Source organism: Actinomadura bangladeshensis (assembly GCF_004348335.1).
GTDB classification, from domain to species: Bacteria; Actinomycetota; Actinomycetes; order Streptosporangiales; family Streptosporangiaceae; genus Spirillospora; species Spirillospora bangladeshensis.
Map to the genome: position 1 here is coordinate 1 of NZ_SMJW01000045.1, position 16,234 is coordinate 16,234.

Annotated in this window: 18 protein-coding genes; 11 read left to right on the forward strand and 7 right to left on the reverse strand. The window is 72.9% G+C overall.

Translation table 11 applies throughout. The features are described 5' to 3' along the window. Positions 1-231, reverse strand: a 231-nt coding sequence (locus E1284_RS11610; RefSeq protein WP_131939045.1) for an SDR family NAD(P)-dependent oxidoreductase, incomplete at its 3' end; no start/stop codon positions are given. After that, complete coding sequence (locus tag E1284_RS11615; RefSeq protein WP_131939046.1) at positions 231-926, reverse strand: SDR family NAD(P)-dependent oxidoreductase; 696 nt, start codon at positions 924-926, stop codon at positions 231-233. The genes E1284_RS11615 and E1284_RS11610, both read right to left, overlap by 1 nt. Positions 927-1,118: 192 nt before the next feature. Here E1284_RS11615 and E1284_RS11620 point away from each other — a divergent pair, with 192 nt between their 5' ends. Together E1284_RS11620 and E1284_RS11625 are read left to right on the forward strand one after the other, a co-directional pair. After that, the gene (locus tag E1284_RS11620) at positions 1,119-2,159 is read left to right on the forward strand and encodes a PucR family transcriptional regulator (protein ID WP_131939047.1); all 1,041 of its coding nucleotides are present in this window, start codon (positions 1,119-1,121) and stop codon (positions 2,157-2,159) included. 44 nt (positions 2,160-2,203) lie between these two features. After that, positions 2,204-2,875: a hypothetical protein gene (locus E1284_RS11625; RefSeq protein ID WP_131939048.1), complete on the forward strand. Its 672-nt coding sequence runs from the start codon at positions 2,204-2,206 to the stop codon at positions 2,873-2,875. A 4-nt stretch (positions 2,876-2,879) separates the two neighbouring features. Here the strand turns inward: E1284_RS11625 and E1284_RS11630 are convergent, their stop codons facing one another. Genes E1284_RS11630 through E1284_RS11650 form a run of 5 tightly spaced genes read right to left on the reverse strand, consistent with a single transcriptional unit; the run spans position 2,880 to position 5,174 of the window. After that, on the reverse strand, positions 2,880-3,230 hold the full coding sequence (locus E1284_RS11630) for a DUF6572 domain-containing protein (protein WP_131939049.1): 351 nt from the start codon (positions 3,228-3,230) through the stop codon (positions 2,880-2,882). Between the two features lie 25 nt (positions 3,231-3,255). After that, positions 3,256-3,930, reverse strand: a complete 675-nt coding sequence (locus tag E1284_RS11635) for a hypothetical protein (RefSeq protein WP_131939050.1) — start codon at positions 3,928-3,930, stop codon at positions 3,256-3,258. Further along, positions 3,920-4,414, reverse strand: coding sequence for a WXG100-like domain-containing protein (locus tag E1284_RS11640; protein ID WP_131939051.1), 495 nt, complete (start codon positions 4,412-4,414; stop codon positions 3,920-3,922). Before E1284_RS11640 ends, E1284_RS11635 begins: the two co-directional genes overlap by 11 nt. After that, positions 4,414-4,737 carry a hypothetical protein gene (locus E1284_RS11645; protein WP_131939052.1) on the reverse strand — a complete coding sequence of 108 codons (324 nt, stop codon included), beginning with the start codon at positions 4,735-4,737 and terminating at the stop codon, positions 4,414-4,416. The genes E1284_RS11640 and E1284_RS11645 overlap by 1 nt, the downstream gene beginning before the upstream one ends. Further along, entirely contained in the window at positions 4,734-5,174 is a 441-nt protein-coding gene (locus E1284_RS11650; RefSeq protein WP_131939053.1) for a YbaB/EbfC family nucleoid-associated protein, read from the reverse strand. The genes E1284_RS11645 and E1284_RS11650 overlap by 4 nt, the downstream gene beginning before the upstream one ends. A gap of 280 nt (positions 5,175-5,454) precedes the next feature. Here E1284_RS11650 and E1284_RS11655 point away from each other — a divergent pair, with 280 nt between their 5' ends. From E1284_RS11655 to hpnH, 9 genes are all read left to right on the forward strand, one after another. Then, the gene (locus E1284_RS11655; RefSeq protein ID WP_131939054.1) at positions 5,455-6,267 is read left to right on the forward strand and encodes an SAM-dependent methyltransferase; all 813 of its coding nucleotides are present in this window, start codon (positions 5,455-5,457) and stop codon (positions 6,265-6,267) included. Positions 6,268-6,388: 121 nt separating this feature from the next. Continuing rightward, positions 6,389-7,315 (forward strand): helix-turn-helix domain-containing protein, encoded by a 927-nt coding sequence (locus E1284_RS11660; RefSeq protein WP_131939055.1) that lies wholly within the window; start codon positions 6,389-6,391, stop codon positions 7,313-7,315. Positions 7,316-7,641: 326 nt separating this feature from the next. After that, positions 7,642-8,499 carry a squalene synthase HpnC gene (gene hpnC, locus E1284_RS11665; protein WP_131939056.1) on the forward strand — a complete coding sequence of 286 codons (858 nt, stop codon included), beginning with the start codon at positions 7,642-7,644 and terminating at the stop codon, positions 8,497-8,499. A 4-nt stretch (positions 8,500-8,503) separates the two neighbouring features. Next, positions 8,504-9,364: a presqualene diphosphate synthase HpnD gene (hpnD, locus tag E1284_RS11670; RefSeq protein ID WP_131939057.1), complete on the forward strand. Its 861-nt coding sequence runs from the start codon at positions 8,504-8,506 to the stop codon at positions 9,362-9,364. Further along, positions 9,361-10,737 carry a hydroxysqualene dehydroxylase HpnE gene (gene hpnE / locus E1284_RS11675; RefSeq protein ID WP_131939058.1) on the forward strand — a complete coding sequence of 459 codons (1,377 nt, stop codon included), beginning with the start codon at positions 9,361-9,363 and terminating at the stop codon, positions 10,735-10,737. The genes hpnD and hpnE overlap by 4 nt, the downstream gene beginning before the upstream one ends. Beyond that, positions 10,734-11,744, forward strand: coding sequence for a polyprenyl synthetase family protein (locus tag E1284_RS11680; RefSeq protein WP_131939059.1), 1,011 nt, complete (start codon positions 10,734-10,736; stop codon positions 11,742-11,744). Before hpnE ends, E1284_RS11680 begins: the two co-directional genes overlap by 4 nt. A 29-nt stretch (positions 11,745-11,773) precedes the next feature. Then, positions 11,774-13,642: a squalene--hopene cyclase gene (gene shc, locus E1284_RS11685; RefSeq protein ID WP_131939060.1), complete on the forward strand. Its 1,869-nt coding sequence runs from the start codon at positions 11,774-11,776 to the stop codon at positions 13,640-13,642. Next, positions 13,639-15,123 carry a 4-hydroxy-3-methylbut-2-enyl diphosphate reductase gene (gene ispH / locus E1284_RS11690; RefSeq protein WP_131939061.1) on the forward strand — a complete coding sequence of 495 codons (1,485 nt, stop codon included), beginning with the start codon at positions 13,639-13,641 and terminating at the stop codon, positions 15,121-15,123. Before shc ends, ispH begins: the two co-directional genes overlap by 4 nt. Beyond that, complete coding sequence (hpnH, locus tag E1284_RS11695; protein WP_131939062.1) at positions 15,120-16,124, forward strand: adenosyl-hopene transferase HpnH; 1,005 nt, start codon at positions 15,120-15,122, stop codon at positions 16,122-16,124. The genes ispH and hpnH overlap by 4 nt, the downstream gene beginning before the upstream one ends. Positions 16,125-16,234: the final 110 nt, after the last annotated feature.

A 16,234-nucleotide genomic window follows, 5' to 3' on the forward strand; every position in this document is an offset into this window, starting at 1 on the left:
GATCCCGACATGCCCGCCCGCCCGCTGCTCGACCTCCGCCACCATCGCCGCCACGGCCTCCGGGTCGGCGACGTCCGCGGGCGCGGTGACTCCGTCCAGCTCGCGGGCGAGATCGGTGAGGTCCCGGCCGGGGCGGTCGTTCAGGGCGACCCGGTGCCCGTCGGCGGCCAGCCGCCGCGCGACCGCGGAGCCGAGACCGCCGCCCGCCCCGGTGACCAGCGCGACCGCCATCAGATCACCATCCCCGAGTTGGGCGAGAGGACCTCGCCGGCGCAGAACGTCGCCTCCTCCACCAGGTAGGCGACGGCGAACGCCACCTCCTCCGCGGAGGTGAGCCGCCCGGTGGGCAGCGACTGCAGGAAGGCGTGCCGGCGCCAGGGCGAGTCAGGCGGGAGCATCGGCGTGTCGGTCGGGCCGGGCGCCACCGCGTTCACCCGCACCCCCGACGGCGCCAGCTCGGCCGCCAGCGACCGGACGAGCCCGAGCACCGCGCCCTTGGCCGCCACGTAGTGCGCCTCCCCGTCCCCGCCGCCGATGGCCAGGTCGGACGAGACCGCGACCACGGTGCCGCCGCCCCGCTCCGCCATGCCCGGCGCCACGGCCCGGCACACGTTCAGCACGCCGCCGAGGTGCACCCGCAGCATCCGCACCCAGTCCGGCCAGGCGATGTCGGACACGGGGACGATCGTGTAGTGCCCGGCCGCGCACAGCGCCGCCTCGATCGGGCCCATCTCCCGCTCGATCCGCCGGACGGCCGCGTCCACCTGCTCGGGGGCGGCCACGTCCACGCCCACCGTGTGGTCGGCGTCCGGTGCCGGGGCGAGGTCCAGGGCGGCCGTCGTCCAGCCGCGCCCGGCCAGCTCGCGCACCGTCGCGCCGCCGATCCCGCCGGCCGCGCCGGTGACGAGTGCGACTCGCTCGCGCATCCGATCACCTCGAGACTAGCTCCGAAGTTCCAGACAAACCCGACATAATCGCAGGTGGCAAGGGGCTCGGCGCCTTATTGTCCGAACGCACCGCGCCACGCCCGGACCGTCGTGCCCTTCTCCAAAGCATGGTTCTCCCAAATCACGGTCACGGGCACCGGCGCCGCCGCGCCGGGGTGAGAGGGTGAGGCTGTGAGCAGCGATCCCGCGGTGCCGCAGCACACCGTCCGCCAGCTCCTGGAGGTGGCGCGCTTCCGGTTGCGCCTGGTCGCGGGCGAATCCGGTCTCGATCGGCCGCTCCGCTGGGCGCACTCCACCGAGCTGCCCGACCCCTCGCCCCACCTGCGCGGCCACGAGATCGTCCTGACGGTCGGCGCGTCCCTGCGCGAGCCGGGCTCCTGCGCCGCGTTCGCCGAGGCGGTGAAGGCCGGCCGGGCGAGCGCCATCGGCTACGGCGTCGGCGACGTGACCGCCGAGGTCCCGGTGGAGCTGCGGGAGACCTGCGAGCGCCTCGGCCTGCCGCTGCTGGAGGTGCCGGCCGAGGTGCCGTTCCTCGGCTTCACCGAGTGGTTCGCCGAGCGGCTCGCCTCCACCGCCGACGAGCGGCACGAGCGGGAGGAGACCGGGCGGCTGCTGCGCATGGTGCAGCAGGGTCTCGCGTCCCCCGAGGCGGTCCGCGCCCGCGTCGACGACGCCGGGCTGGACCCGGCGGCCCTGCTCGTGATCGCGATGGACGGCGTGGAGGAGGATCTGCCGGGCGTCCTCGGCCTGGACGGCGACCTCGCGCTGCTCATCACCAACGACGCGCACGCCTGGAGCGAGCCCGCCGGCGTCGGCAGCCCCGGCCCGCTCGACCATCTGCCGGTGTCGCTCACCGAGAGCCTCACCGCGCTGAAGTCCGCCCGCCGCAGCGGCGGCGTCGTGCACGCCTCCGACCTCGCCACCTTCCAGGCCCTGCTCGGCCGGCTCGACCAGGAGCAGCTGGCCCCGTTCGCCGACCAGATCGCCCGCCCGCTGAGGGAGTACGACAAGGCGCACGGCACCCGGCTGTCCGAGACGCTCCGCACCTTCCTCGACATGGGCGGCGCGGTCGGCGCCACGTCCCGCGCCCTGTACCTGCACCCGAACACGCTCCGCCACCGCCTCTCCCGCATCGAGGCCCTCACCGGCCGCGACCCCCACCGCTTCGAGGACCGCGTGGCCCTGGCCATAGCCGTCTGGACCGCCCGCTGACCCGGTACGGTCGGCGACATGGACGCCGACCAGAGGGAGCCGCGTTGAGCCAGGCCGACCCCGCCACCAGCGCGGAACTCCGCAAGGAATGGCTCCGCCGCGAGACGGAGGCGCTGGCCCCGCTCGGCTTCGAGCACCTGCGGCGCGACCTCTACCGGCTCCCGCTGGGCGAGGAGTGGGCCGGCCGGGTCGGGCTCCCGAAGCGGGCGGCGACCGGCCCGGCGCTCATGGTCTACTTCGACCCGCCGTCCGCGCTCCTCGACCACCTTCCGACGCAGCGGCTGATGCGCGAGTTGTACGGGCTCGGGGCGAAGGACGCCGACGCCATCATCCTGCCGGGAGGCTGGTACGGCGTCCCGTCGAACGCCTCCCTCGACGCGGTCTCCGCGCTGCGGCCGTCGAACCTGGACGAGGTCGACGAAGCGGTCGGCCTGTCCGTGCGCATTCTGACGGATGAGGTGGTCCCGTGGATGACGTCGCAGGCCGGCCTCGACACGCTGGTCGCGACGCTCGGCGTCCCGCAGTCCTCTCCCGGCTCGGAGGCCAAGAGGCTGGAGACGCTGGCGGCGGTGAACCTGGTGAAGGGCGATGGGGAGGCCGCCCGCGCGGCCCTGAACACGCTCCGCGAGGAGCACATGCCGACGGGGATCCCCAGCATCGACGAACCCCAGGAGAAGTACTGCCGCGCGATCGAGGAGCGCCTCAGGGGGATGTGACGGCCTAGGAGCCGCCCCGCGTCATTCCGGGCGGAATCACCTCGACCGAGAAATCGATGCCGTTCCGCGCGAACAGCCCGTTCGCCACCTGCAGCAGCTCCATCAACGACGGGTCGCTCGGCTCGTCCACGCATACCAGGCGGACCGCCTTGCGCTTGTCCGCGAGTTCCGGGAACTGCTCGGCGAACTGCCCGCCCTGCAGAAACGCCAGATACGTGTTGACCTTGTCCATGATCTGGTCGTGCTGCGCGGACGCACCGGTGAACGGCCGGTCCTCGACCATCAGCAGCGTGCAGGTCGATTCGTCCTGGCTCACCGTGATCTGGTCGACGCTCCCCGCGTCGCGGACCGTCATGGATGACCTCCCGGCCGTCGTTCGGCTATGTCCATCGTCGTTCCACCTTGAAGGCATCGTCGCCTTCGATCCAGTTACGGAGCTCGTCGGCGCGGTCCGTGCCGGCCTTGCCGTCCAAAATGTCGCCGACCGTGTACCGGTCGAGCAACTCCTTGCTCTGCGCGGGCATGCTATCAATATCCCATCGTTCTAGGCGTACGCCGGAGATCTGCCCCGGGCGGAGGATGTCGCCGCTGTTGACGCCCTCGCCCTGGAGTTTGTCGGTCATGACTTTCAGGCCGCCCTTGGGAACGTTCGGGTAATGCTTCTCCTGACCCTCGCTCAAGCTCGCATCGCCGGTTTTGACCTCGACGCCCTCGTATCTCCCGTCCGGCGTCTTCACCACATGGTCGATATTGCTGCTGCCCTTGACCGACGTGGCGTCGGCATTGTGCACCTTCACTTGCGAGGCGACGACTCGCTCGCCGTTCAGTTTCGCGGACTGCTCGGCCAGATCCTCGCCGATCTTCCCGCGCATCATGTTCGGCCAGGGGTCCTCGCCGTCCTTCCAGTTCAGCCCCTTGTACCGCTTGGGAAAGGCGCCCGCCCGGTTGACGGCCTCGACGATGACGCCTTTTCCGGGGATCTCGTGGCCGGACTTGCCGCCCTTTTCACCGCCTTCTCGGCCGCCGTGGTGCCCGCGACCCGGTTTAGGACCCAAGGAGTGCTCCGATCGCCTGGTCGATCAGCATGTCGATGATGAACCCGGCGATCTCCTTGAAGATCGGGATTTCGGCGAGCGAGGCGCCGAAAGTGACCGGGGCCGTCGCTATCGCCTGCGCTATCTGTATCGCCAGCAGGATCAGCTGGACGATGACGTTGATTTTCAGGGCCAGCACGACGGCGGCGGCGATGAAGAGCCCGATTCCCGTCGCCAGGCAGCTGTTCGCGGCGGTTCTGAGGTTCTCGGCGGCCGAGTCCTCGCCGGTCCACGCGGCCTGGAACGCCTCAAACTCCTCGCCCTTGTTCTCCGTCCACACCCGCTGTGCGGCGGCGTCTGCCGTTTCGGTGAACCCGTTCAGCCGGCCGGCGAACTCCGTCCAGGTGTTCCCAAGTTCGAACAGCTTGGCCTCGTCGGCCTCGGGCCACGTGTAGCCGAGCATTCCGAGAAGGCCGATGAGTTCACCGGGAAGCTGCATTCCCATTAAAGGAACTCCCGGACCCGGTTGACGTAGAGCACATTGGCCTCCTCGGTCCGCACGTGGTTGTCCGCCACGCGGGTGAGGCCCTCCGCATGCCCGCTCAGCTCTTTGGCGTTGTCGGTGAAGCACTCCACCGCGGCCTGGAAGATCGCGCCGTGCGCCAGGCCGATGACCATCCCGATGTCGTCGCCGCCCCACGGCTCTCCGAACCCCGAGACCTCCGCCTGGAAGCTCTTCGCGGCGTCCGCCAGATCGTCGGCCGCCGCCCGCAGCTGCGACGCCGCCGCTTTGATGCGGTCGGGGGAGACCTCGAACCCCGTGGTCACCGCGCGCCGCCGATCCGGGACAGGCTCTCGGTGATGGCCTGGCCGATGAGCGCCATCTGGCGCAGCCCGTCGTTCTGCAGCCGCTCGACCTGCCTGCTCAGCGCGGCGGTGTCCACCGCCTGGTCGGCGCCCGCCGCGGCGCTCTTGGCGCGGAGGTCGTCGAGAGCGGCGTTCACGGCGAGCGCGAGCTGCTCACCGAGCTCCTCGGACGCCATCCGCATCGCGCGGGGGTCGAGCCGGACGGCGTCGATGCGGCCGCCCGGGACGGCCGTCACCGTGATACGTCCGCCGGCCGCCTCCCCGATGCCCTGGAGCTGCTCGGAACGGGACGCGGCGGGCCGGTCGGGAGCCGCGCCGCCGCCCTGCCGCATCGACTCCAGCGTCTTGCGCGCCTCACCCAGCAGCTGGTCCAGGTCGGTGCCGGACAGGTCCGCCATGATGCCCCCTTCAAGATCATGTCGTCGGCGATCCGCAGCATAACAGGACAATTGACTCATTATGGCGGGCATGGTGCCCGTGTGATGGGTGGTGCGCAGAGGTGCCACTGGCCACTGCCGGCACGGGAGTCTCTTGAGTACGGGGATTCTGGGCATTCGTTAATGTCCGGAATGTCGGGGGCTCGGGGCCGAATTTCGCGTTTCTAGGCGTCCTGCGGGCGGCGGGTCTAGGTTTGCGGGTGACATGCCGGAGCCGTATCCCGGAAGGAGCGCCCGACCGATGACGGATACCAGCGGCGGCCAGGACCGTGGGCCGGAAGCGAAGATCAATACCGACGTTCCGCAGTCCGCCCGGATCTGGAACTACTGGCTCGGCGGCACCGACAACTACGAGATCGACCGGATCGCCGGCGACCAGTACGTTTCGCTCTATCCCGGAATCGTGCCGATCGCGCGCGCGGGACGCTACTTCATGGACCGCGCGATCAGGTTCCTCGTCCTCGAACGGGGGATCCGCCAGTTCATGGACTGCGGCACCGGGCTCCCCACCGTCGACAACACCCACGAGATGGCCCAGCGGGCCGCGCCCGAGGCGCGGGTCGTCTACGTCGACAACGACCCGCTCGTGCTCGCGCACGCGCGCGCCCTGCTGACGGGCACCGCCGAGGGGCGGACGTCCTACATCGACTGCGACCTGCACGACCCGAAGACGATCATGGCGCGGGCGTCGGAGATCCTCGACCTGTCGCAGCCCGTCGGGCTGATGCTGATCGGGGTCATGGGGCACATCGTCGACCCCGACGAGGCGTTCGGCGTCGTGCGCGGGCTGCTGGAGCCGCTGGCGTCCGGGAGCTACCTGATCCTGCACGACTCCACCGATCAGAACGAGGCGTTCAACGCGGCGCAGCGCGCCTACGACGAGACCGGCGCCATCCCGTTCCGGCTGCGGAGTCCCGCGTTCATCCGCGAGTACTTCGACGGGCTGGAGATGGAGGAGCCCGGCCTCGTCACCAGCGGCGCGTGGCGGCCCGAGGTCGAGGGGATGGACGCCGAAGATCTTCCGACCCTGTGCGCGGTGGCGCGGAAACCCTGACGCGGAGGGCAGGTCGCGCAGCGTCTTCTTCCCGCCGCGATGCGTGAAGCTATAGTGAGGGCGGTCGTCAAGCCGATCCCCCCGAGGAGTCCCGTTGGCCTCCGGCATGAGCAGCGGCGTCATGAGCAGCGGCAGCACGAGCAGCGGTAGCACGAGGACCGGCCGGCGCGGGCCGGCCGGAACCGGGCGCGGCGGCGACGCGCGCCCGCACGGAGACCCGCTCGTCCCCCGCATGCTGCTGGGCCGGCGGCTGCGCGAGCTGCGGGAGCGGGCCGGGCTGTCCCGGCGGGACGCCGGGCAGACCGTGCACGGGTCCGAGTCCAAGATCGCGCGGCTGGAGCAGGGCCGGGTGGGCAGCCGGCCGCGCGAGGTCGCCCGGCTGCTGGCCCGCTACGGCGCGGACGGCGACGAGCGCACCACCCTGCTCGCCCTCGCCGAGCAGACGACCGCGCGCGCCTGGTGGCACGAGGACGGCGACATCGTCGCGTCCTGGGTGCGCCCGTACCTCAGCGCGGAGCAGGCCGCGAAGCTGGTCCGCACGTTCGAGGCCCAGTTCGTGCCCGGCCTGCTCCAGACCGAGGACTACGCCCGCGCGCTGATCCGGCGGGTCAGCGCCGAGGAGGAGGTCGAGCGGCGGGTCGAGTTCCGGATGCGGCGCCAGCGCGTGCTGCGCCGCCGGCCGCGCCCGGTCAACCTGTGGGCCGTGCTCGACGAGCAGGCGCTGTGGCGCCCGATCGGCGACGCCGCGACGATGCGCGGCCAGCTCCGGCACATCATCGAGATGTGCCGGCGGCCGAACGTCACCGTGCAGATCGCCCCGTTCGGCATCTGCGGCCGCGTCGCGGGCGACGCCCCGCTCACCCTCGTCCGGTTCCCGCAGCAGGGGCTGCCCGACATGGTGTACCTCGAGCGCGCCGACCGCGCCGACTACCCGGTCCGGCGCGCCGAGATCGAGCGGCACTGGCACGTCTTCAACACGCTGGTGACCGAGGCCGCGCCGCCCGAGCGGACCCCGCGGCTCCTCGCCGGGATGCTCGCGACGTTCTGACCCGATTTCCCGCCTGCGCCCACCCGGATGAGACACCGGTCTCGCACTAATGAGCCTCCGGGTTAGACGCAAGACTCAACACGAGTCCAATATAACGGAATGGGAAAATCTCCTGACCGGCGGTCATCCGCGGGCGGGACGATCACATATTCCCGGCTGACCACTTCCGGCCTGTCATCGCAAATGCCGGTTATCCGGGAGGGTCGTCCGCGCGGTTTCGGGGAGGTAGGTCCCAGGGGCCTCACGATGGGCCATGTTTACCGGGCCTTCGCCCGGATATCGGGCATCGATGACACCCCGCGCCGCCGCCGCCCCGAAGGAATGCCATGTCCGTCAGCGAGCGATTGTGGAACGAGGCCGAGGAACGCCGCACCCGGATCGAACTCCAGTCCAGGGAGAACTTCCCGGTCGCGACCCGCCTTCTCCCCGCGCGCCACCGCGAGCATTTGCTGAACGTCTACGGCTACGCCCGGCTCGTGGACGACATCGGCGACGAGGCCCCGCCGGACGAGCGCGCCGGCCTGCTCGACCTGGTGGAGGACGACCTCGACCGCGTCTACGCCGGGGCCCGGCCGGAGCTGCCCGTCCTGCGCGACCTGTCCCGCACCATCACCGCGTGCCGGATCCCGGCGGAGCCGTTCCGCCGCCTCCTGGAGGCCAACCGCCGCGACCAGGAGGTCACCCGGTACGCGACGTTCGACGACCTGCTCGGCTACTGCGCCTACTCCGCCGACCCGGTCGGGCACATCGTCCTGCACGTGTTCGGCGCCGCCACGCCCGACCGGCTCGCGCTGTCGGACAAGGTGTGCACCGCGCTGCAGATCATCGAGCACTGCCAGGACGTCGGCGAGGACCACCGCAACGGACGGATCTACCTGCCGGGGGACGACCTCCGGCGGTTCGGCTGCACCGAGGACGACCTGGCCGCGACGATCACGCCCACCCGGCTGCGCGGCGTCGTCGCCCTCCAGGCCGGGCGGGCGGGCGCACTGCTGGAGGAGGGCGCCGCCCTCACCGGCCGGCTCCGCGGATTCGCCCGCGTCGCCGTCGCCGGGTACGTCGCGGGCGGCCTCGCCGCCCTCGCCGCGCTGGACCGCGGCGCCTACGACGTCCTCCGAACCCCGCCACGGCCGAGGAAGGCGCGGCTGCTCGCCGAGTGGTCGCGGACATTGGGAAGGAGATGAGGGGATGGACGCTCCCAGCGCCTACCGCCACTGCGAGGACATCGTGCGCTCGCAGGCGCGCAACTTCTCGTACGGGATCAGGCTGCTGCCCGCGCCGAAGCGCCGCGCGCTGAGCGCCGTCTACGCATTCGCCCGCCGCATCGACGACATCGGGGACGACCACGGCGCGCCGCCCGCGACCCGGCTGTCCAGGCTCGGCGACGAGCGCGAGCGCCTCGCCGACGCCGCCGCGCACCCGTCCGACCCGGTGCTCGTCGCCCTGGCCGACGCCGCGCACCGCTACCCGATCCCGCTGGAGGCGTTCGGCGAGCTCATCGACGGCTGCGAGGCCGACGTCCGCGGCGAGACCTACGATACCTTCGAGGACCTCCTCTGGTACTGCCGGTGCGTCGCCGGCGCCATCGGCCGGCTGTCGCTCGGGGTGTTCGGCACGTCCGACCCGGACACGGCGGTGCCCCGCGCGGACGCGCTCGGCGTGGCGCTGCAGCTGACGAACATCCTGCGGGACGTCCGCGAGGACGGGCTGAGCGGCCGCGCGTACCTGCCCGCCAAGGACCTCGTGAAGTTCGGCGTCACGCTGAAGCGCGACGGCGACGGCCGGCTGCTCGACGACCCGGAGCGGCTGGCGAGCCTGATCCGGTTCGAGGCGGACCGGGCCGAGGAGTGGTACGGGACGGGCCTGAAGCTGCTGCCCATGCTGGACCGGCGCAGCGCCGCGTGCGCCGGGGCGATGGCGGGCATCTACCGCCAGCTGCTGAAGCGCATCAAGGCCGACCCGCTCACCGCGCTCGACACCCGCACGTCCCTCCCGGCCTGGGAGAAGGCGGCCGTGTCGGCGATGGCGATGTCGGGAGTCCGCCGATGACGAGCGCGGCCCGCCCTTCGGGGGAGGTCGCCGTCGTCGGCGGCGGCCTCGCCGGGATCACGGCGGCGCTGGCGCTCCAGGAGACCGGGATCAGGGCGACGGTCTACGAGGCGCGCCCGCGGCTCGGCGGCGCCACGCACTCCTTCACCCGCGACGGGCTGACCGTCGACAACGGGCAGCACATCTTCCTGAAGTGCTGCTCGGCGTACCAGGGGCTGCTCGCCAGGCTCGGCGCGGCGGACCGGGTCCGCGTCCAGGACCGCTTCGACGTCCGCGTCCTCACCCCGGGCGGCCCGGGCGGGCGGCTGCGCCGCGCCAAGGCCCCCGGACCGCTGCACCTGCTGCCCGCGCTCGCCGGCTACCGGCTGCTGTCGCCCGCCGACCGGCTGCGGGCCGTGCGCGCGTCGCTCGCGCTCGACCGGCTCGACCCGGACGACCCGGCGCTGGACCGGCTCAGCATGGGCGGCTGGCTCGCCGACCGGGGCCAGCGGCGGCAGGCCCGCGACGCCCTGTGGGACCTGTTCGTCACCGCCGCGCTCAACATCCGGCTGGACGACGCGGCGCTCGGCCCGGCCGCGATGGTGTGCCAGACCGCGCTCCTCGGCCGTCCGGACGCCGCCGACATCGGCGTCCCCGCGATCCCGCTCGGCGACCTGCACGGCACGCTCGCCGCCGCGGAGATCGAGCGGGGCGGCGGCCGGATCGAGCTGGGCGCGAAGGTGTCGGCGATCGACGCCGGGCCGAAGCTCGTCGTCAACGGCTCCCCGGTGAGCGCGGACGCCGTCGTCGTCGCGGTGCCGCACCGGCAGGCGTCGGCGCTCGTCCCCGGGGAGGCGTCCCCCGATCGGGAGGAATGGGGCGGCCTCGGCTCCAGCCCCATCGTCAACGTCCATGTCGTCTACGACCGGCCCGTCCTGCGGGTGGACGGCAGGGACGAGCCGTTCGTCGCGGCGGTCGGCTCGCCCGTGCAGTGGGTGTTCGACCGCACGGCGGTGAGCGGCCTGACCGGCGGCGGCCAGTACCTCGCGGTCTCGGTGTCGGCGGCCGACCGCTGGATCGACACGCCGACCGCCGAGGTGCGCGAGGTGTACCTCGCCGAACTGGAGCGGCTCCTGCCGGCCGCCCGCCGCGCCCGCGTCGCCGACTTCTTCGTGACGCGGGAACGGCACGCCACATTCCGCCAGAGCCCCGGCAGCGGCGCGCTGCGTCCCGCGTCCGCGACCCGGCTGCCGGGCCTGTTCCTCGCCGGCGCGTGGACGGACACGGGCTGGCCCGACACGATGGAGGGAGCCGTGCGAAGCGGCCTCACCGCCGCCCGCCTCGTCCGGCGGCACCTGCAGCAGGTGCGGACCGACGGGGTGAGCGGCCGATGACCACCATTCCCCACTCGATCACCGATGGGCGCGCCCTCGTCGACGAGGCGATGCGCACCTTCGCCGACCGGCTCGACCCGTGGACCCGCCGCGTCGTCGCCTACCACCTCGGCTGGACCGACGAGAACGGCCTGCCGGCGACGGCGGGCGGGAAGGCGCTGCGCCCCGCGCTGGCGCTGCTGTCGGCCCGCGCCGCCGGCGCGTCCTACGAGACGGCGCTGCCCGGCGCGGTCGCCGTCGAGTTCGTGCACGCGTTCTCGCTGCTGCACGACGACATCATGGACGGCGACCGCACCCGCCGGCACCGGCCCGCCGCGTGGACGGTGTTCGGCCCGTCCGCCGCGATCCTCGGCGGCGACGCGCTGCTCGCGCTGTCGGAGGAGCTGCTGCTCGACCAGCACACGCGGGGCGCGCACTGGGCGGCGCGGGCCCTGGCCGCCGCCACGCAGCGGCTCATCTCCGGGCAGGCGTCCGACATCGGGTTCGAGCAGCGCGACGACGTGTCGCTCGACGAGTGCGTGGCGATGGCCGCCGACAAGACCGGCGCGCTGCTGGCCTGCGCCTGCTCGATCGGCGCGATGCTGGGCGAGGGGCCGACGCGGCTCGTCACCGGGCTGACCGGCTTCGGCGCCGAGATGGGCCTGGCGTTCCAGCTCGTGGACGACCTGCTCGGCATCTGGGGCAGCCCGGACGTCACCGGCAAGCCCGTCCTGTCCGACCTGCGGGCCCGGAAGAAGTCGCTGCCCGTGGTGTACGCGCTGAACGCCGGCACCCCGGACTCCGCGCGCCTCGCCGAGCTGTACCGCGAACCGGACCCGCCGTCCGAGGACGCCCTGCGCGCAATGGCGCGGCTGGTCGAGGCGGCCGGCGGCCGCGAGTGGGCCGCCGCCGAGGCCGACCGCCGCATCGCCTCCGCCGAGCGGCACCTCGACCAGTCCGGGATGGACGACCTCGTGGCCGCCGAGTTCCGGGACATCGCCCTGTTCGTCACCTCCCGGGACCACTGACCCGGCACGTGCGAGAAGGAGACCGCCGAATGACCACGACGGAAGAGGCGCCGGGGCTCACCGGCGCGGCGGCCGGCGCGCTCGACGCGGCCCGTGCCCACCTGCTCGGCCTGCAGTCGCCGGAGGGCTGGTGGAAGGCCGAACTTGAGACGAACGTCACGATGGACGCCGAGGACCTGCTGCTCCGCCAGTTCCTCGGCATCCGCACCGAGGCCGAGACGGCGGAGGCGGCGCGCTGGATCCGCTCGCAGCAGCGCGCCGACGGCACGTGGGCGAACTTCCACGGCGGCCCCGCCGACCTGTCCACCACGATCGAGGCGTACGTCGCGCTGCGGCTCGCCGGCGACCCGCCGGACGCCGGCCACATGCTCGCCGCCGCCAAGTACGCGCGGGACGCGGGCGGCATCGAGGGCAGCCGGGTGTTCACCCGGATCTGGCTGGCGCTGTTCGGGCAGTGGTCGTGGGACGACCTGCCGGTCATGCCGCCGGAGCTGATGTTCCTGCCGAGCCGGGTGCCGCTGAACGTGTACGACTGGGCGTGCTGGGCGCGGCAGACGATCGTCCCGCTGACGATCCTCGGGTCGCTGCGCCCCGTCCGGTCGCTGCCGGTCGACCTGGCCGAACTGCGCGGCGGCGCCGTGCCGCCGGACGGCGCGAAGGGCTGGGGGCGGGCCTTCAACGCGCTCGACCGCGTCCTGCACGTGTACGAGAAGGCGCCGGTGCGGCCGCTGCGCCGGGCCGCGATGCGCCGCGCCGCCGACTGGATCATCGCGCGGCAGGAGGCCGACGGCTGCTGGGGCGGGATCCAGCCGCCGTGGGTGTACTCGCTGATGGCGCTGAACGTCCTCGGCTACGGCCTCGACCATCCCGTCGTCAAGCGCGGGCTGGACGGTCTGGAGCGGTTCACGATCCGGGACGAGAAGGGCCGCCGGCTGGAGGCGTGCCAGTCGCCGGTCTGGGACACCGTCCTCGCCATGAACGCCCTCGGCGACGCCGGCGCCGCCCCCGACGACCCCGCGCTGCTGCGCGCCGCGCACTGGGTCGTCGGCGAGGAGGTCAAGGGCCTCGGCGACTGGGCGGTGCGCCGGCCGGACCTCCCGCCGGGCGGGTGGGCGTTCGAGTTCGACAACGACGTCTACCCGGACACCGACGACACCGCCGAGGCGATCCTGGCGCTGCGCAAGGTGGCGCTGCCGGAGGCGGAGGCGCCGATCGAGCGGGCGATCCGGTGGCTGAACGGCATGGCGTCGCGGGACGGCGGCTTCGGCGCGTTCGACGCCGACAACACCCGCGAGCTGTGCACCAAGCTGCCGTTCTGCGATTTCGGCGCCGTCATCGACCCGCCGTCCGCGGACGTCACCGCGCACGTCGTCGAGGCGCTCTCCAAGGAGGGCCTCGCCGAGTCGGCCGTGGTGAAGCGGGCCGTCGTGTGGCTGCTGAAGGCGCAGGAGGCCGATGGCTCCTGGTTCGGCCGCTGGGGCGCCAACCACGTGTACGGGACGGGCGGCGTGGTGCCCGCGCTGATCGCGGCCGGGGTCCGCCCGGGCAAGCCCGCGATCCGGCGCGCCGTGGCGTGGCTGGAGGAGCACCAGAACCCCGACGGCGGCTGGGGCGAGGACCTGCGCTCCTACGACGACCCGGCCTGGATCGGGCGGGGCGAGTCGACACCGTCGCAGACGGCGTGGGCGCTGCTGGCGCTGCTCGCCGCCGGGGAGCGCTCCGCCGCCGTGGACGCCGGCGTCCGGTGGCTGGTGGACAACCAGCGCCCGGACGGGAACTGGGACGAGGACCAGTTCACCGGCACCGGGTTCCCCGGCGACTTCTACATCAACTACCACCTGTACCGGCTGGTGTTCCCGATCAGCGCCCTGGGCCGGTACCTGGAAGGTGCCACATGACGCGGCTCACCGTGTGCGCGGCGCTCGGCGTCGAGGCCAGGGCCCTCGCCCGCGGGGGCCTGCGCGTCGTCCGGACGGGGATGGGCCAGGCCAAGGCGCGCGCCGCCGCCGAGAAGCTGCCGGAGCACGATGCACTCGCCGTCGCCGGCTGCGGCGGGGCACTGGACGAGCGGCTCCGGCCCGGCGACCTGTTCGTCGCCACCGAGGTCCGGGGCCCGTCCGGGACCGTGCCGTGCCGTTCGGCGGAGCCGCTCGCCGGCCTGCTGGAGCGGACGACCGGCGCGACCGTCCACCGGGGCCCGCTCGTCACCGTCGACCACATCGTGTCCGGCGCGGAACGCGCCGCACTCGCGGCCGGCGGCGCGCTCGTCGCCGACATGGAGTCCGCGGCCCTGGCCGCCGCGGCGGGGGACCGGCCGTTCGCGGTGGTCCGCGCCATCGTCGACACGCCCGACCGGCCGCTGGCCGGCCCCGCCACGCTCACCGGCGGGACGGCCGCGCTGCGCCGGCTCCGAACCGTCGGCCCGGCGCTGCGCGCGTGGGCGGACGCGGCCGGCCCGCGCCGCCTCCTGCTCGCCGGCCCGCGCTCGTTCTGCGCCGGCGTGGAACGGGCCGTCGAGATCGTGGAGCGCGCGCTCGACCTGCACGGCCCGCCCGTCTACGTGCGGAAGCAGATCGTCCACAACACCCACGTCGTGGACGACCTCAGCCGCCGCGGCGCCGTGTTCGTGGACGAGCTGGACGAGGTCCCGCCCGGCGCGGTGACGGTGTTCTCCGCGCACGGCGTCGCGCCCGCCGTCCGGGACGAGGCCGGCCGGCTCGGGCTGCGCGTCATCGACGCGACCTGCCCGCTGGTGTCCAAGGTGCACGCGGAGGCGCGGCGGTTCGCCGCGTCCGGCCACCTCGTGGCGCTGATCGGGCACGCCGGGCACGAGGAGGTCGAGGGCACCCTCGGCGAGGTGCCGTCCGCGACGGTGCTGGTCGAGTCGCCGGACGACGTCGCGGCGCTGCCCGCCGGCCGGCGCGTCGCCTACCTCACCCAGACCACCCTCGCCGCCGACGAGGCGGGCGAGGTGGCGGCCGCCATCACCGGCCGGTTCCCGGACGCGGTCGGCCCGCACACCGACGACATCTGCTACGCCACCACCAACCGGCAGCGGGCCGTCGCGGGGGTCGCCCGCGACAGCGACCTCGTGCTCGTCGTCGGCTCGGCCAACTCGTCCAACTCCCGCCGCCTGGTCGAGGTGGCCGAGGGCCACGGCGCGCCGGCGGTGCTGATCGACGAGCCCGCGGACGTCCCGCTCGGGCGGCTCCGGGGCGCCCGCGTCGTCGGGCTCACCGCCGGGGCGTCCGCGCCGCCGTCCGTGCTGGACGCGGTCGTCGACGTCCTGCGCGGGCTCGGGCCGGTCGAGATCGAGGAGCACGCGGTCACGGTGGAGACGACCGAATTCACCCTGCCAAAGGAGGTCCGAACACAATGAGCATGCCGCTTCGCCAGAGCCTACGCATCGGAAGCTATATCCTCCGCAACAAACTGCGCGGCAGGGAGAAGTTCCCGCTGATCGTGGAGCTGGAACCGCTATTCGCGTGCAATCTGTCCTGCGCGGGATGCGGGAAGATCCAGCACCCCGCCGACACGCTGAAAAGGCGCATGCCCGTCGAGCAGGCCGTCGCCGCCATCGAGGAATGCGGCGCGCCGATGGTCTCCATCGCCGGCGGCGAGCCGCTCATGCATCCGAAGATCCACGAGATCGTGAACGAGCTCGTGAAGCGCAAGAAGTTCGTCTTCCTGTGCACGAACGCGGTGCTCATTCCCCGCCATATCGACAAGTTCGAGCCGTCGCCGTACTTCGCCTGGGCCGTGCACATCGACGGCCTCCGGGAACGGCACGACGAGTCGGTCTGCAAGGAGGGCGTCTTCGACGACGCGGTCGCCGCCATCAAGGAGTGCAAGCGGCGCGGCTTCCGGGTCACGACCAACACGACGATCTTCAACACCGACACGCCGCAGACCGTCATCGACGTCATGAACTACCTCAATGACGACCTGCAGGTGGACGAGATGATGATCTCGCCCGGCTACGCCTACGACAAGGCGCCCGACCAGGAGCACTTCCTCGGCGTCCAGGAGACCCGCGAACTGTTCAGCAAGGCGTTCGCGGACGGGAACCGCAAGCGCTGGCGGCTCAACCACTCGCCGCTGTTCCTGGACTTCCTGGAGGGGAAGGTCGACTTCCCCTGCACGGCGTGGGCGATCCCGTCCTACTCGCTCTTCGGGTGGCAGCGTCCCTGCTACCTGATGTCGGACGGCTACACCCAGACCTACCAGGAGCTCTTGGACGAGACCGACTGGGAGTCCTACGGGCGGGGCCGCGACCCGCGCTGCGCGAACTGCATGGCGCACTGCGGCTACGAGCCCACGGCGGTCATGGCCACCGTCGGCTCGCTGAAGGAGTCGCTGCGGGCCATGCGCGACACCTGACCGGAACGCCCGGAGAGTCGGGGTTCACCCCACTCTCCGGGCGCAGCGTCGTCGCCGCCGGGAGAACGCCGACGAGGGGCGGGCGCGCACCCCGAGCAGCCGGGGACGGC

Coding starts and splice junctions, on each gene's coding strand:
- E1284_RS11615 (WP_131939046.1), bottom strand. CDS start 926: ATGCGCGAGCGAGTCGCACTCGTCACCGGCGCGGCCGGCGGGATCGGC.
- E1284_RS11630 (WP_131939049.1), bottom strand. CDS start 3,230: ATGACGGTCCGCGACGCGGGGAGCGTCGACCAGATCACGGTGAGCCAG.
- E1284_RS11640 (WP_131939051.1), bottom strand. CDS start 4,414: ATGGGAATGCAGCTTCCCGGTGAACTCATCGGCCTTCTCGGAATGCTC.
- E1284_RS11650 (WP_131939053.1), bottom strand. CDS start 5,174: ATGGCGGACCTGTCCGGCACCGACCTGGACCAGCTGCTGGGTGAGGCG.
- E1284_RS11655 (WP_131939054.1), top strand. CDS start 5,455: ATGACGGATACCAGCGGCGGCCAGGACCGTGGGCCGGAAGCGAAGATC.
- E1284_RS11660 (WP_131939055.1), top strand. CDS start 6,389: ATGAGCAGCGGCAGCACGAGCAGCGGTAGCACGAGGACCGGCCGGCGC.
- hpnC (WP_131939056.1), top strand. CDS start 7,642: ATGTCCGTCAGCGAGCGATTGTGGAACGAGGCCGAGGAACGCCGCACC.
- hpnD (WP_131939057.1), top strand. CDS start 8,504: ATGGACGCTCCCAGCGCCTACCGCCACTGCGAGGACATCGTGCGCTCG.
- hpnE (WP_131939058.1), top strand. CDS start 9,361: ATGACGAGCGCGGCCCGCCCTTCGGGGGAGGTCGCCGTCGTCGGCGGC.
- E1284_RS11680 (WP_131939059.1), top strand. CDS start 10,734: ATGACCACCATTCCCCACTCGATCACCGATGGGCGCGCCCTCGTCGAC.
- shc (WP_131939060.1), top strand. CDS start 11,774: ATGACCACGACGGAAGAGGCGCCGGGGCTCACCGGCGCGGCGGCCGGC.
- ispH (WP_131939061.1), top strand. CDS start 13,639: ATGACGCGGCTCACCGTGTGCGCGGCGCTCGGCGTCGAGGCCAGGGCC.
- hpnH (WP_131939062.1), top strand. CDS start 15,120: ATGAGCATGCCGCTTCGCCAGAGCCTACGCATCGGAAGCTATATCCTC.